14 protein-coding genes are annotated in these 14,887 nt (G+C 61.3%); 4 read left to right on the forward strand and 10 right to left on the reverse strand.

The window, feature by feature from the left end; translation table 11 throughout:
* Positions 1-4: 4 nt before the first annotated feature.
* The 4 genes from IE095_RS13230 to IE095_RS13245 all read right to left on the reverse strand — a co-directional run bounded on the left by IE095_RS13230 (position 5) and on the right by IE095_RS13245 (position 4,820).
* Entirely contained in the window at positions 5-973 is a 969-nt protein-coding gene (locus IE095_RS13230; RefSeq protein WP_189412149.1) for a carbohydrate ABC transporter permease, read from the reverse strand.
* The gene (locus tag IE095_RS13235) at positions 966-1,796 is read right to left on the reverse strand and encodes a carbohydrate ABC transporter permease (protein WP_229804793.1); all 831 of its coding nucleotides are present in this window, start codon (positions 1,794-1,796) and stop codon (positions 966-968) included. The genes IE095_RS13230 and IE095_RS13235 overlap by 8 nt, the downstream gene beginning before the upstream one ends.
* 248 nt (positions 1,797-2,044) lie before the next feature.
* Positions 2,045-3,277, reverse strand: coding sequence for an ABC transporter substrate-binding protein (locus IE095_RS13240; protein WP_189412151.1), 1,233 nt, complete (start codon positions 3,275-3,277; stop codon positions 2,045-2,047).
* A gap of 307 nt (positions 3,278-3,584) precedes the next feature.
* Complete coding sequence (locus tag IE095_RS13245) at positions 3,585-4,820, reverse strand: ABC transporter substrate-binding protein (RefSeq protein WP_189412152.1); 1,236 nt, start codon at positions 4,818-4,820, stop codon at positions 3,585-3,587.
* 237 nt (positions 4,821-5,057) lie between these two features.
* Between IE095_RS13245 and IE095_RS13250 the strand changes: the two genes are divergently transcribed.
* Complete coding sequence (locus tag IE095_RS13250; protein WP_189412153.1) at positions 5,058-6,086, forward strand: LacI family transcriptional regulator; 1,029 nt, start codon at positions 5,058-5,060, stop codon at positions 6,084-6,086.
* On the opposite strand, the gene IE095_RS13255 is transcribed toward IE095_RS13250, so the two are convergent.
* From IE095_RS13255 to IE095_RS13270, 4 genes are read right to left on the reverse strand one after another with little or no spacing between them, the layout of a single operon-like run.
* A complete protein-coding gene (locus tag IE095_RS13255; RefSeq protein WP_189412154.1) occupies positions 6,067-7,092 on the reverse strand; it encodes an ABC transporter ATP-binding protein in 1,026 nt (341 codons plus the stop codon). The genes IE095_RS13250 and IE095_RS13255 overlap by 20 nt on opposite strands.
* Positions 7,089-7,847 carry an ABC transporter permease gene (locus tag IE095_RS13260; protein WP_189412155.1) on the reverse strand — a complete coding sequence of 253 codons (759 nt, stop codon included), beginning with the start codon at positions 7,845-7,847 and terminating at the stop codon, positions 7,089-7,091. Before IE095_RS13260 ends, IE095_RS13255 begins: the two co-directional genes overlap by 4 nt.
* Entirely contained in the window at positions 7,844-8,641 is a 798-nt protein-coding gene (locus IE095_RS13265) for an ABC transporter permease (RefSeq protein ID WP_229804779.1), read from the reverse strand. Before IE095_RS13265 ends, IE095_RS13260 begins: the two co-directional genes overlap by 4 nt.
* Positions 8,642-8,655: 14 nt before the next feature.
* Positions 8,656-9,882 carry an ABC transporter substrate-binding protein gene (locus IE095_RS13270; RefSeq protein ID WP_189412157.1) on the reverse strand — a complete coding sequence of 409 codons (1,227 nt, stop codon included), beginning with the start codon at positions 9,880-9,882 and terminating at the stop codon, positions 8,656-8,658.
* A 188-nt stretch (positions 9,883-10,070) separates the two neighbouring features.
* Here IE095_RS13270 and fnrL point away from each other — a divergent pair, with 188 nt between their 5' ends.
* Complete coding sequence (fnrL, locus tag IE095_RS13275; protein ID WP_229804794.1) at positions 10,071-10,808, forward strand: transcriptional regulator FnrL; 738 nt, start codon at positions 10,071-10,073, stop codon at positions 10,806-10,808.
* Between the two features lie 99 nt (positions 10,809-10,907).
* On the opposite strand, the gene IE095_RS13280 is transcribed toward fnrL, so the two are convergent.
* Complete coding sequence (locus tag IE095_RS13280) at positions 10,908-11,387, reverse strand: VOC family protein (protein ID WP_189412158.1); 480 nt, start codon at positions 11,385-11,387, stop codon at positions 10,908-10,910.
* A gap of 133 nt (positions 11,388-11,520) precedes the next feature.
* A complete protein-coding gene (locus tag IE095_RS13285) occupies positions 11,521-12,363 on the reverse strand; it encodes a universal stress protein (RefSeq protein WP_189412159.1) in 843 nt (280 codons plus the stop codon).
* Between the two features lie 183 nt (positions 12,364-12,546).
* Between IE095_RS13285 and ccoN the strand changes: the two genes are divergently transcribed.
* Entirely contained in the window at positions 12,547-14,145 is a 1,599-nt protein-coding gene (ccoN, locus tag IE095_RS13290; protein WP_189412160.1) for a cytochrome-c oxidase, cbb3-type subunit I, read from the forward strand.
* A gap of 12 nt (positions 14,146-14,157) precedes the next feature.
* Positions 14,158-14,883 (forward strand): cytochrome-c oxidase, cbb3-type subunit II, encoded by a 726-nt coding sequence (gene ccoO, locus IE095_RS13295; protein WP_189412161.1) that lies wholly within the window; start codon positions 14,158-14,160, stop codon positions 14,881-14,883.
* The last annotated feature ends 4 nt before the right edge of the window (positions 14,884-14,887 follow it).

Here is a 14,887-nt window from a genome sequence, read left to right on the forward strand (position 1 = left end):
CAGGTCAGCCTTTCACAGCACCGGCGGCGATGCCGCGAACGAAAAGTTTGCCGGACACAAAGTAGACGATCAGCGGAACCAGACCCGTCAGCAGCGTCGCCGCCATGTTGACGTTGTATTCCTTGATCCCCTGGACCGAGTTGACGATGTTGTTCAACTGAACGGTCATCGGATAAATTTCGGGCTTGGTGTAGATCACCCCGAACAGGAAGTCATTCCAGATCCCCGTCACCTGCAAGATCATGGCCACCACAAAGATGGGCAAGGACATGGGCAGCATGATGCGGAAGAAGATGCCCCAGAAACCAGCCCCATCGACACGGCCCGCCTTGAACAGCTCTTCGGGCAGCGATGCGAAATAGTTGCGGAACAGCAGGGTCAGGATCGGCATCCCAAAGATGGTATGGACGATGACCAACCCCCAAAGCGTGCCATAGACTTGGACCTTACCCAAACCGAGGGCCACGGTGAAAAAGCTGATCCCGTCGCCCAGATTCTTCAGCACCAGAACGATGGGGTAAAGCATCACCTGATAGGGGATGAAGGCCCCGATCAGCAGGACGGCAAAGAAAAACTCCGATCCCTTGAACTTCCAGTTGGCAAGGGCATAGCCCGTCACGCTGGCGATGGTGATCGACACGACCACCGAAGGCACCAGAATCCAGACCGAGTTCCAGAAGCCGCGCGACAGGCCATCGCAGTTGATGCCGGTGCAGGCGGTGGACCAGGCCTTGACCCAAGGCTCGAACGTCACCTCCAGCGGCGGGGCAAAGATGTTGCCCATACGGATTTCGGGCATACCCTTCAGCGATGTCACGATCATCACATACAGCGGCAGGGCATAATAGATCGCCACGATGATCAGCGTGCCATACAGCATGATGTTGCGGGGCGCGAAAGCATTGCGCGGTTTGGCACCGCGCGGGCCGGGGCCGATGCCCACGGCAGGGGTGTTTGCGGTTGCGTCAGCCACGGCTCTTCTTGCCTCCGAATTCGAGATAGGCCCAAGGGATCAGGATGATGGCCACCGCGACCAACATCATGGTGGATGCGGCAAAGCCTTGGGCCAAGTTCTGATCCTTGAACATGCGGTCCATGACGTAAAGCGCAGGCATTTGGCTGGAGGTGCCGGGACCGCCAGAGGTTTGCGCGACGACGAGGTCATAGACCTTGACGATACCGCTGGCGATCAGCACGACCGAGGTCACGATCACCGGGCGGATCATCGGGATGATGATTTGCACATAGGTCTTCCAGACGGGAATCCCCTCAATCCGGCTGGCCTTCCAGATGTCTTCGTCGATGCCGCGGATGCCCGCCAGCATCAGGCACATGACAAGGCCCGTGCCTTGCCAAAGCCCGGCGATCAGGATGCCGTAGATCACAAATTGGTCGGAATGCAGCGGGTCAAAGACAAAGGATTCAAAGCCCAGATCGCGCACGACTTTCTCAATCCCGAAGTCAGGGTTGAGGATCCATTGCCAGACAAGCCCCGTCACGATGAAGGACAGGGCGAAAGGGTAAAGGATGATGGTGCGGAAGGTGTTCTCGAACCGAATCTTGCGGTCCAGCAAGGCGGCCAGCGTAAAGCCGATGACCAGGCTAAAGATCATGGAGCAGGTGCCGTAGACGGCAAGGTTCTTGATCGAAACCATCCAACGGTCATTGCCCCACAACCGTTCGTATTGGGCCAAGCCTACGAAATCCAGCTTGGGCAGCAGCTTGGAACTGGTAAAGGAATGGACCACCGTCCAGATGGTGCAGCCAACGAAAATGACCAGAACGGTCAGGATCATGGGCACAAGCGCGATCTTTGAGGCGAGGTTGCGGAACAGCCGACTGGGTTTGCGGGCGATGGGTAAGGTTGCCTGTGTGGCAACGGAACCCGGCGCGCCGCGCGCCCCGGATGACGAAGAAATGCCGGTATCGGCCATTGTACGATTTCCCCCTGGGTACTTCCCACCTTGACCGCAAGCGTATCATCAAAGCGGGTAGACAAATAGGCCCGACCGTTTCCGGCCGGGCCTGCGATCCTAACGCCGGATCATTCTGCGGCAGCGATGATTTCGACGTATTTCGCTTGCGCGTCAGCCGCCGTCATCGTGTCCGAGTTCCAGAATTCGACCATCAGGTCTTCGATCTGGCCAGTGGTGTCGGGGGTCAGCAACTCGTCACCCGACGGGATGATCGCGCCCGAAGCCAGGATTTCCAGACCTTGCTTCATGCAGTCGTTGGCAGCAGCCAGATCGACGTCGCCACGGATCGGCAGCGAGCCTTTCTTCAGGTTGAACGCCACTTGCACTTCCGGCGAGACCAACAGGGCGGCCAGGCGCTTTTGTGCTTCGGTGACTTCCGGATCGTCGTTCAGCGGGAAGTAGAAGGCGTCCCCGCCGGTCGAGATGATCTTGTTCACGCCCAGACCCGGCAGGCAGGTATAGTCGGTGCCGGCCACTTGGTTCGCGACCTGGAATTCACCCTGCGCCCAGTCACCCATGATCTGGCCGCCGGCTGCGCCGGTGATAACCATGTTAGTCGCTTGGTTCCAGTCCTGGACGTTCGAGCCTTTCGCCATTTCGCGGGCTTCGACAGCCGCTTCAAAGACTTTGGTCATTTCCGGGCCGGCGGCCACGGCTTCGTCCTTGTCTTTGTTGACTTTCAGCCACACGTCCTGACCGGCGATGGCGACGTTCAACACGCCGAAGGCGCCCGACGACTGCCAAGGCTGCTGACCCATTGCCAGCGGCTGGATCCCGGCCTCGCGCAGTTTCGGCGCTGCGGCGGCAAATTCGGTCCAGTTGGTCGGAACCGCAACACCAGCTTTGGCGAAGGCGGCGTTCGACAGCCAGATCCACTGCCACGAGTGGATGTTCACCGGGGCGCAATAGATTTTGCCGTCCAGCGTGCAGGCGTCCAGCAGGCTCGGCGGGTTGATGACTTCCTTCCACTTGTTGGCTTCCGCCACTTCGGTCAGGTCCAGCATCAGGCCGGCTTCGATCAGCTCTTCAGCCTGCCGACCGTGGTTCAATTGGGTCGCGCCCATCGGGTCACCGCCCAGAATGCGGCTGATGATGATCGGACGCGCGGTGCCGCCCGAACCGGCAATAGCGCCGTCGATCCACTTGTCGCCCGAAGCGTCGAACGCTTTGGCGAATTCGGCCACGGCCGCGGCTTCACCGCCCGAGGTCCACCAGTGGGTCACTTCCAATTCGGTGGCCGATGCCGACATCGGCAGCGCAACCGAAGCGAACAGCGCAGCGGCGATTTTGAAGTTCTTCATATAGTCCTCCCAGACATGAAACGTTATGGCGTGATAGCTATAACGTTATAGTTTTTAAGGGCAAGCCAAGTTTGCCCCGATTGTGCAGCTTTTCAAGGGTTCCAGCAGACCTTCCCAGAATCACACCGCTGTCACCGAATATGCACGGAAAACTGCCGCCCGTGCATCAAATCTTTGTCCTCAAGCGAATGTTAGCGGGGTTTCATGTTTGCGCAAACATTTTCCGCGCCTCCGCGAAAAGAAAATGAAAGCCCCGCCGGGCAGTTGCCACGGCGGGGCCAAGGTGCAGGCCTGTTTCGCCTAAAAACTATTGTGCCCTCGCAATGATTTCCGCGTATTTTGCCTGAAGATCAGTCGCCGTCATCTGGTCCGAATTCCAGAATTCGACGAGCAGATCCTCAATCTCACCATTGGTCTCGGGCGACAACAACATGTCGCCGCTGGGCAGGATGTTGCCCGAAGCAAGAATGTCGAGGCCCTGTTTCATGCAATCGTTTGCGCTCGCCAGGTCGATATCCCCCCGAATCGGCAGTGAGCCCTTCTTCAGGTTGAAGGCCACCTGAACCGCTGGCGAAACCAGCAGCGAGGCCAGGCGTTTCTGGGCGGCTGTAATGTCGGGGTCATCGTTGGTTGGGAAATAGAAGGCATCCCCCCCGGTCGAGATGATTCGGTTGACACCCAGTCCCGGCAGGCAGGTGTAATCTTGCCCTGCTGTCTGGCCCGCGACTTGGAATTCACCCTGCGCCCAATCGCCCACGATCTGCCCGGCGGCCTTGCCCTCGATCACCAGTTTTGTGGCGTGGTTCCATTGGTCAATGCGTTCTGGCACTTTGGACATGGCGCGCGCCATGTCGGCGGCTTCAAAGACCTTGGCCATTTCGGGGCCCGCCGCCACGGCTTCGTCCTTGTCGACGTTGACTTTGGCCCATACTTCTTTGCCCGCAATCGCGATCGACAGAACCTCGAACAACCCGCCGATTTGGCGCGGCTGATCTGGCACCGCCAACGGCAGGATACCCGCCGCCCGCAGGGCATCGGACGAGGCGACATATTCGTCCCAGTTTGTTGGCACCGGAACGCCGGCCTTTTCAAAGGCCTCGTTCGACAGCCAGAGCCATTGCCAGGAATGGATGTTCACCGGCGCGCAATAGACCTTGCCGTCAATCGTGCAGCTGTCCAGCAGACTCACCGGCTGGATGATGTCCCGCCAACCTTCGGCCTCAGCCACATCGGTGATGTCTTGCAAGACCCCCGCGTCGATCAATTCTTGCGCCTGCAAGCCGTGGTTCAACTGGGTCGCTCCCATCGGGTCGCCCCCAAGGATCCGGCTGACGATGATCGGTCGCGCTGTGCCCCCCGAACCAAAGATGGCCTGATCCACCCAATGGTCGCCCGAAGCATCAAAAGCCTTGGCGAATTCGGCCACGGCCGCTGATTCTCCGCCCGACGTCCACCAATGGGTGACTTCCAATTCGGTCGCTTGCACGACCTGCGGCAGCAACGACAAAGTCAGCAACGAAGCCCCGCGAATTCCGCTTCTCATAAAAGTCTCCGGCTCTACAACGATATAGTGATTCCCTATATCGTTGTAGTAATACCTTTCAAACGATCTTTTCGCTTGCGCGCGTTTACAAGCACATCATTGTAGAAGGTAAGGAATCAGAAGGTTCCAAGATTTGCTGCAAGAAACTGGTGTGTAAGAAGGTGCGTGAGTGTTGATAGATCAAGGTGTTGCTGGGCCGCGGGGGCCTGTTCTTGTATTGCGGGTGGGGGGGCGGGAATGAACGGATCCGATCCGGAAATCGTGGTGGAACCGCCACGCCCCACGCTGAAAACGATCGCGCTTGAGACGGGGCTTGCCATAGCCACTGTCAGCCGGGCGCTGAAAGATGCCCCTGACATCGGCGAGGAAACCAAGCGCCGGGTGCGCGAGGTGGCGAAACGCGTCGGCTACCAGCCGAACCGGGCGGGGGTGCGCCTGCGGACGGGCAAGACGAATGTCATCGCATTGGTGCTCTCGACCGAGGCGGATGTGATGAACCACACCTCGCAACTGATCTATTCGGTGGCGGCGGCCCTGCGGGGCACGCCCTATCACATGGTGGTGATGCCCTTCTTTCCGGATCAGGATCCGATGGAGCCGGTGCGCTATATCGTGGAAACCGGCTCGGCGGACGGGATCATCATCAACCAGACCAAGCCGAACGATGCCCGGGTGGCCTATATGGCGTCGCATGGTTTTCCCTTTGCGGCGCATGGACGGACCGACATGGGGATCGAACATACCTATTTCGATTTCGACAACGAGAACTTCTCGCGTTTGGGGGCCGAGGTTCTGCTGGGTAAGGGGCGGCGCAAGCTGGCCATTCTGGCCCCGCCGCCGGAACACAGCTATGGGCGGCACATGATCGAAGGCTTTGCACAGGCCGCTTCCAAAGAGGGCTTGTCGATCGAGGTGCTAGAGGATGTGACCTCGGACAACCTTGCCGCCCATATCGACAATGTCATGCGGGTCAGGATGGCGCGCGAGGATCGGCCCGACGGCATCTTGTGCGGCTCGACGACCGCCGCGATGGCGGCGATTGCGGCGGCCGAGGCGGTGGGGCTGAAACTGGGCAAGGACTTTGACACGGTCGCGAAAGAGGCGTTCGGTCTGCTGCACCGTTTCCGGCCCGAGGTGATTGTGGTGCGGGAAAACGTGTCCGAGGCGGGTGATTTTCTGGCGCGGGCCTTGGTATCGGAAATCGAACGGCGGGCCGAAGGCGTGTCGCAGTTCGTGGCCCAGCCCGTCATCTGGGAACGGGAATAACCCAAAGCGCTGCGGGGGGCAGGTTCAACAGCATGTCCCCTGCAACAGGCGCGCCTGTCGGCAGAACGGCAGTCAGACGAATGTCGCCTGCCATAAGTTCCAGCCGTTTTTGTGCGCCCAGATCACGTTCCTGAAACAGCCTGGCCCGGACCGGGTTGGTCCCATCGCCCAGGCCGATGGCTTCAGGTCGGATGGTCAGCAGGCCGGGGCCGTTGGGCGCTGGGTGGTGCAGGGTCAGCGGGCCAAAGGGGCTCTGGAATATCTGGCCCTCGACCGTTCCCGCAATGAAATTGCAGCCACCGAAAAAGCGGGCCACCTGTTCATCGGCAGGTCGATCCAGAAAATCCCGCACCATGCCCTGCTGGCGCAGCCGACCGTCGAACATCAGGGCAATGTGATCGGCCAAGGCCGTGGCCTCGGCCTGATCATGCGTGACCATCAGCGTCGTGACGCCGGTCTGGCGTTGCAAATCGCGGATCAGGGACTGCATCTCACCCCGCAGATGGGGGTCCAGACTGGCCAAAGGCTCGTCCAGCAACAAAACCTTGGGCCGCAGGATCAGGGCGCGGCCCAAGGCCACGCGCTGCGCCTGCCCACCGGAAAGCTGATCAGTGCGGACGTTTTCAAAACCGGGCAGGTGCAGGGCTTCCAGCATCGCGTGTACGCTGGCCGCAATGCGCGCGGCCGGTTCCCGCCGCATCCGCAGGCCAAAGCCCAGATTTTCGGCGACATTCATCTGCGGAAACAGCAATCCGTTTTGAAACACCATCACTGCCGCGCGCTTTTCCGGCGGAAGGGGGGCCTGATCGACCCCGTCAAAGAAGACATCCCCCGAATCCGCCGCCAAAAGCCCCGCAACAATCCGTAGCGCCGTCGTCTTGCCGCAGCCCGACGGCCCCAGCAGCGCGGTGATCTCTCCTGGCACCAGCGTCAGGTCCAATCCGTCCAAGGCGCGGCGCTTCGGCCAGCCTTTGGTCAGCCCCCGCAATTCGACCCGAACGCTCATTTCCGCACCGTCAGGGCAAGGATGATCAAACCCGGCAGGATGTAGATCAGGCCCAAGGCCCCCGTCAAATCGTTCCGTCCGGCGGACAGGGTGGAAAACAGCAGCAAGGGCAGGGTTTCGACCCGCCCACCGCCTATCATCAGAGTCAGGGCATATTGGCCCCAAGAAACAAGGAAGGTCAGGGCAAAGGCCAGCATCAGCCCCGGTCGGATCATCGGCAAAGTCACGCGGACAAAGGCCTGCCAAGGGCTGGCCCCCAGACTGCGGGCTTGGGCCACATAGCCGCGGTCTAGGCGGGCAAAGAGGGCGGCAAGGATGAAAATGGCATAGGGCAGGGCGGGAATCAGATGGGCAAGGATCACGCCCGTCCGTGTGCCGGTCAGATGCAGCCGCGCGAACAACCCATGTAGGCCCATCAGCGCGGCAAAGGGCGGCAGCAAAAGGGGCAGGGCGATCAGGGCCAGCAGCAGGCCCTTGCCGCGAAAATTATGTTGCCCGATCAGCTGGGCCGGGGGCAGGGCGACCACCACCGAAATCAGGGCCACCATCAGGGCGATGATCACCGTCTCGGCCAAGGCAGGGCCAGTGCCCGCGCCAGAGGAAAAGGCAAAGGCCCAGGCGCGCAGGCTAAATTGCTGCGGCCAAAGATCCGGAAAGCGCCAGCCATGGGCGATGGACCTAAAGATCAAGGGCAGCAGCGGCAGGATCAGCAGCAGACTGACCGCCGCACCCGAAAGCGGCACCAAGCGTTTCATGGCGTCCCCCTTGCCAACCAGAACAGCAGCGGCAACAGTAGGGCCGCCGCCGCCCCCGTCAGCAGCAGGGCCATGGCCACCGCCTGCGGTTGGCGCGTCAGGTCGGCATCAGCAAAGGCCTGCCAAGCCAGCACCGGCAGGGCCTGCGGATCATGCGTCCCTAGGATCAAGGGCACTTCATAGGCCCCCAGCGCAAAGCCGAAGGTGATGACCGAAGCCCCCAGCAGGGCCGGGGCCAAGGCGGGCAAAGTCACATGCCGGAACGCCCCCCAAGCCCCCGCGCCAAGGGAACGCGCCGCCTGTTCCTGTTCGACAATCCGCCCCCGCAACGCGGCCAGCAGCACCAATGCGACAAAGGGCGCCTCCTTCCACGCATAATGCAGAATGATGCCAAGCCCCCAGCCATCATGGGTCAATGCCGGGAAATCGGCTGGGGCATCGGTCAGGCCCAAGGCAAAGGCCAGCCGCGACAGCCAACCCGATTGCGACAACAGGAACAGCATCCCCACCGCCACCACCGCATGGGGCAGGGTCAGGCTGGCGGCGACCATGCCGCCCACGACCCTGCGCCCGCGAAACGACTGCCGCAGCAGCATCGCCAAAGCCAGCCCCAGAACCGCCGCCAGCAGGCTGGAGGCCAAGGCGATCCACAGGCTGAACCCCAGCGCGGCCCAGACGCGCCCATCGGGCAGAACCGCCGCCCAATCGGCCCAGCCCACCCGGCCCAAGGCAAGAGCTAGCCCGCCCCCCGACAGGCCCGCCAACACCAACAGCGCGGGCAGCAGTGCCCACAAGGGCGGGGCCGTCCTCACTTCTGGCCGACCTCGGCAATCCAGCCCCTTTCGATGGCCGCGATCCAGTCGGCCTGCAATTCGGGCAGGGCCAACTCTGCCAGCTCATTTGGCGAAACGACCGAGGGATGCTGCGGCAAGGCCTGAAACTGTGCAGCCAGTTCCGCTCCCGCCTGATCCATCGACAGCACGGTGGCCGCCCCCCAGACCGCCGGATCGGCCTTGGCCAGTTGCGCTTCCCACGACAGCAGCACATCCTGCGCCACCATCGCCGCCGCCTTGTTCGGCGAATTGAACGGGATCAGCGTGTAGTTGGTGTTCCCGATCGTCCCATCCGCCAGCCCATAGCTCCGCACCGTATCTGGATAAATCCCGGCATCCACCGCCTGCCCGAACTGCGCTGCATCATAGTTGAAGGTCAGCGCCACCTCGCCATTGGCGAACAGGTCGTTCAACTGCGCCACCGTCGTCGGATAGGTCTTGCCCTGGCGCCAAAGGAAGGGCTCGATCTCGTTCAAAATCGCCCAGGTCTTTGCCGCCGCCGCATCATATTTTGCCTGATCAAACGGCCCCATCAAGGCCGCTGGCCCCCCCGCCGCATGATAAAAGACATGCCGCACAAACACCGATCCGGTAAAATCCGGCGGGGCCGGATAGGTGAATTGACCGGGGTTCGCCTTGATCCAGTCCAGCAGCGCGGCGATGTCTTGCGGCGGTTCCGCCAGGGTGGCGCTATCATGGGCAAAGGCGAACTGCGCCCGGTTCCATGGCACCTCGCATCCCTCCACCGGCACGCCGAAATCATGGGCGATGCTGGCATCCGTCCAATCCACCAGCGCATTCGCGGGCAGGGTTTCGACATAGCCGCAGAAAGCCAATCCCTCGGCCTTCATCGCCTTGAAATTCTCGCCGTTGATCCAGATCAGATCGACGGTGCCCGCATCGACATTGCCTACCTGCTTTTCCGCCGCGATCAGCGCCACCACTTCGGCCGCATCCGCCACCGGCACGGAATTCAGCGTGATCCCGTATTCGGCCTGCAAACGCCCACCGATGTTTTCCACGATATAGCGGTTGATCGTGTCCGACCCGCCCCAGTGGAAAAAGTTCACCTCGCCGCCCTTGGCCATTTCCGCAATCTTGGCCCAATCCTGCCCGATCAGCGCCGCGCCATCCGCGGTCTCGGCCTGCGCGTGCAGGGAAAGGCTGCCGACAAGGGCGGTGGCGATCAACAGGGGGCGCATAGCAACTCCATGAAAAGCAAGGTTGCAGGTTTGTGGCGGGGTGGGGGCCTTGGCGTCAAGCGCGGCGTCGGGCCCACACCGAAGCGTGATCTGGCACCTTGGTCGGTCATTCCTGCGGTTGCGCCTGTTCGCCGCGCGGTCTATCCTTGGGCAAGACCTGCCCGTCAACGGATGTGGAACCCCAGCCCGTGAACCAGCAAGTGATCCCCAACCTTTCCATCCATTGCGGGGATTGCCCGATCCGCCACCGTGCGATTTGCGCGCGCTGTGACAGCGATGAGATCGCAAAGCTGGACCAGATGAAATACTATCGCAGTTTTGAGGCGGGGCAGACCATTGCTTGGGCGGGTGATCCTTTGGAATTCGTCGCCTCCGTTGTCTTCGGCACGGCCAAGCTGACGCGGACGCTGGAGGATGGGCGGACCCAGATGGTGGGGATGTTGCTGCCGTCAGATTTTCTGGGCCGGCCGGGGCGTTCGACGGTGGGCTATACCGTGACGGCGGTGACGGATGTTTTGATGTGCTGTTTCCGCAGGAAGCCGTTTGAAGGGCTGGTGCAGACCATGCCCCATGTGGCCGAGACCCTGCTGGACAAGACGATGGACGAGCTGGAGGCGGCGCGGGAGTGGATGCTTTTGCTGGGCCGCAAGACGGCGCGGGAAAAGATTGCGAGCCTGCTAGTGATCCTGGCCCGGCGTGAGGCGGAGCTGTCGGTCAAAAAGCCCGAGGGGCGGGTTCATGTCGATCTGGTCCTGACCCGCGAGGCGATGGCGGATTATCTGGGGCTGACTTTGGAAACCGTCAGCCGTCAGTTTTCCGCGCTGAAAAAGGACGGGGTGATCGATCTGGATGGGAACCGTCATGTCACGGTGCCGGACTTTGACCGGCTGCTGGACGAGGCGCAGGATGATGGGGTGATGGGATAGGATTTCACGCGTGAAATCCTGATTACCCCGCTGAATAGGCTGGAAAACCCCGAATCTCATTCTTCGCGGCATCACCTTGGTTAACGCCTTGGATCCAACCTATCCCCGCCGCGCCGCCTCGATCTTAGCGACGTCGATCTTGCCCATTTCCATCATCGCGGCAAAAACTCGTTCCGCCTCGGCCCCGCCTGCGGCCATCCCTTCCGTCAGGGCTTTGGGCGTGATCTGCCAGTTCAGGCCCCATTTGTCCTTGCACCAGCCACAGGCACTTTCCTGCCCGCCATTCCCGACAATGGCATTCCAGTAGCGGTCGGTTTCTTCCTGATCTTCGGTGGCGATCTGAAAGGAAAACGCCTCGGACTGCGGAAAGATCGGGCCGCCGTTGAGGCCCATGCAGGGAATGCCGCAGACGGTGAAATCGACGGTCAGCACATCGCCCTTTTTGCCCGAAGGATGATTGCCCGGCGCGCGATGAACGGCGAGGACGGCGCTGTCGGGAAAGGTTTCGGCATAAAACCGGGCGGCGGCCTCGGCGTCTTTTTCATACCAAAGGCAGATCGTGTTCTTGGCGATGGCCATGGCGCGTCCTTTCGCTTGCAAAGGCGGATCGGTCAGGGATCAACGGGAAGACCCCGCATGGGTTCCCATGCGGGGCATCCTGCACCAGAATTGGCTGTTGGCAAAGACCGCGAGAGCCCAGGCGAGCCCCGGCCTACCGCGCCATCAGCACGGGCAGGTTGGCCTTTTGCAGCATGTCGCGGGTGGCCCCGCCCAGCAGGGTTTCGCGCAGGCGGGAATGGCCGTAGGCGCCCATCACCAGCAGGTCCGCCGCACTTTCGCGGGCTTGGCGCAGCAGGGTTTCGGCCACTGGATCGCTGCCCTTGGCCAGCACGATGATGTTGCAGGAAACGCCATGCCGCGCCAGCATCTGCGCCAAGGCCCCGCCCGGATCGGACCGGCCTGCGCCATAAACCGGCGGGTCGATCACCACGATCGAGACTTCGCTGGCCCCCCGCAGTACGGGAAGGGCGGCGCGGACGGCGGCCAAAGCCTCATCCCCGTCGTTCCAGCCGATCATCACATGCAGACCGGGCAGGGGCAGTCTGCTGGCCTTGGGCGTGATCAGCACGGGGATGCGGCCATCGAACAAGGCGGCCTCGACCACCGCCTCATCCTCGGACCCGCCACGGGGGCCGAGCGGCGGGGCGGAAATCAGCAGGTCGGCAAAGCGGGCATATTGGCCCACGACTTGCCCGATGTTGCCCATGGGGGCGATGGCTTTTTCCACGGCCCAACGGATGTCTTCGGCCTGAAGCCGGGCAGTGGCTTGTGCGGCCAGTTTGTCCGACGCCTCGCGCACCTGATCCAGCAAGGACGCGTGGACGATGACGCCGCCACCGGCGATTCCCATCACATCAACCTGCGTTCGGTCGATGCCCAGGCAAAGCACATCCAGATGCGCGCCATCGGCGCGGGCAAGGCCGATGGCGGCGTCCAAGGGTTCGCTGGCGTCGGACGCGCCGGTCAGCACGACGAGCAGGGATTTAAAGGCCATGGCGACCTCCTGTCATTTGGGATGAAGACGCCCAAGGGTGCGCCGAGGTTCCCCTGACTGCTTTGACGCAGATCAAAGCCACCCCTCACAGCGGCGTGACAGAAGGGGGTCAAGATGCCCCCGGTCCGTCTGCACGATGGAATCGGGGCGGCTTGATTGTTGCCAAGGAAGGGACGGCCCGTCATGTGGGATTATTTCAAACTGATCATACTGGGGTTGATCACCCTGGGGGCGGCGATTGCAGCCAATTATGCGCGTGATCTGGCCTATCAGGTGAATATGCTGACCGTGATGCTGGCGGCCGGTCTGACCTTTCTTTGGACCTTGCGCCAGACGGATGAGGAAAAGCCGAACCTTTCCCACGAATACAACGATGGCGTCGTGCGGGCTGGGGTGATTGCCACGGTGGTCTGGGGCGTGGTGGGGTTTCTGGCGGGCACCTTCATCGCGTTTCAGCTGGCCTTTCCGGCGCTGAACTTTGAATGGGCGCAGGGCTATTTGAACTTTGGCAAGCTGCGGCCCTTGCACACCTCGGCGGTGATTTTTGCCTTTGGCGGCAATGCGCTGATCGCGTCGAGCTTTTATGTCGTGCAGCGGACCAGTGCGGCGCGGCTTTGGGGCGGGAATGCCGGGTGGTTCGTGTTCTGGGGTTATCAGCTGTTCATCGTGCTGGCGGCGAGCGGCTATATTCTGGGGGCGACGCAGTCCAAAGAATATGCGGAACCGGAATGGTTGGTGGATTGGTGGCTGACCGTGGTCTGGGTGACCTATCTGCTGGTGTTCCTGGGCACGATTCTAAAGCGGAAAGAGCCGCATATCTATGTGGCGAACTGGTTCTATCTGTCGTTCATCGTGACAGTGGCGATGCTGCATGTGGTGAACAACCTGTCGATCCCCGTCTCGATCTGGGGTTCCAAATCGGTGCAGGTTTTCGCGGGCGTTCAGGATGCGATGACGCAGTGGTGGTATGGGCACAATGCGGTGGGGTTCTTTCTGACCGCCGGGTTTCTGGCCATGATGTATTACTTTGTGCCGAAACAGGCGGAGCGTCCGGTTTACAGCTATAAGTTGTCGATCATCCACTTCTGGGCGCTGATCTTCCTGTATATCTGGGCCGGTCCGCACCATTTGCACTATACCGCCTTGCCCGAATGGGCGGCGACCTTGGGCATGGTGTTTTCGATCATCCTTTGGATGCCGTCCTGGGGTGGGGCGATCAACGGGCTGATGACGCTGTCGGGGGCCTGGGACAAGCTGCGGACCGATCCGATCCTGCGGATGATGGTGATCAGCATCGGCTTCTATGCGATGTCGACCTTTGAAGGGCCGATGATGAGCATCAAGGCCGTGAACTCCTTGAGCCACTACACCGACTGGACCATCGGCCATGTGCATTCGGGGGCGCTGGGCTGGAACGGGATGATCACCTTTGGGGTGCTGTATTATCTGGTGCCGAAGCTGTGGGCGCGGGAGCGGCTGTATTCGCTGTCCTTGGTCAACTGGCACTTCTGGTTGGCGACAATTGGCATCGTGCTTTACGCGGCATCGATGTGGGTCACGGGGATCATGGAAGGGCTGATGTGGCGTGAGGTGGATGCGCAGGGTTTCCTTGTGAACGCGTTCAGCGACACGGTGGCGGCGAAATTCCCGATGTATGTCGTCCGCGCCTTGGGCGGGGTGATGTATCTGACCGGGGCCTTGATCATGACGTATAACCTTTGGGCCACGGTCGCCCGGCAACCGCAGCGCGGTGCCGTGTCGGTCGCGGTTCCGGCTGAATAGGGGGGCCGGACCATGGGCATTCTAGACAAACACAAGATCCTTGAAACCAATGCGACGCTGCTGCTGGCGGGTTCGCTGTTCGTGGTGACGATCGGGGGGATCGTGGAAATCGCGCCCCTGTTCTATCTGGAGAATACGATCGAAAAGGTGGAAGGGGTGCGGCCCTATTCGCCGTTGGAGCTGGCGGGGCGGGATATCTATATCCGTGAGGGTTGCTATGTCTGCCACAGCCAGATGATCCGCCCGATGCGGGACGAGGTGGAGCGGTATGGGCATTACTCGCTGGCCGCGGAGTCGATGTATGACCATCCGTTCCAATGGGGGTCAAAGCGGACGGGGCCGGATCTGGCGCGTGTGGGGGGGCGGTATTCGGATGCCTGGCATGTGGATCACCTGATCAACCCGCAATCGGTGGTGCCGGAATCGATCATGCCGAAATACGGGTTCCTGATGGATCGGGTGATCGAGCCGGAATTCATCGTGGAACGGCTGGAGACCGACCGGATGGTGGGGGTGCCCTATAGCGATGAGATGCTGGCGGAAGCGGCGGCGGATTTCATGGCGCAGGCCAATCCCGATGCCGATACCGAAGGGCTGATGGCGCGCTATCCGAAGGCGGTGGTGTCCAATTTCGATGGGCAGGCGAGCCTGACGGAAATGGATGCGCTGGTGGCTTATCTGCAAGTTCTGGGCACGATGGTCGATTTTTCGACCTTCCAGCCTGATCCGATGCGTTGAGGGG

Source organism: Neogemmobacter tilapiae (genome assembly GCF_014652215.1).
Classification (GTDB): domain Bacteria; phylum Pseudomonadota; class Alphaproteobacteria; order Rhodobacterales; family Rhodobacteraceae; genus Neogemmobacter; species Neogemmobacter tilapiae.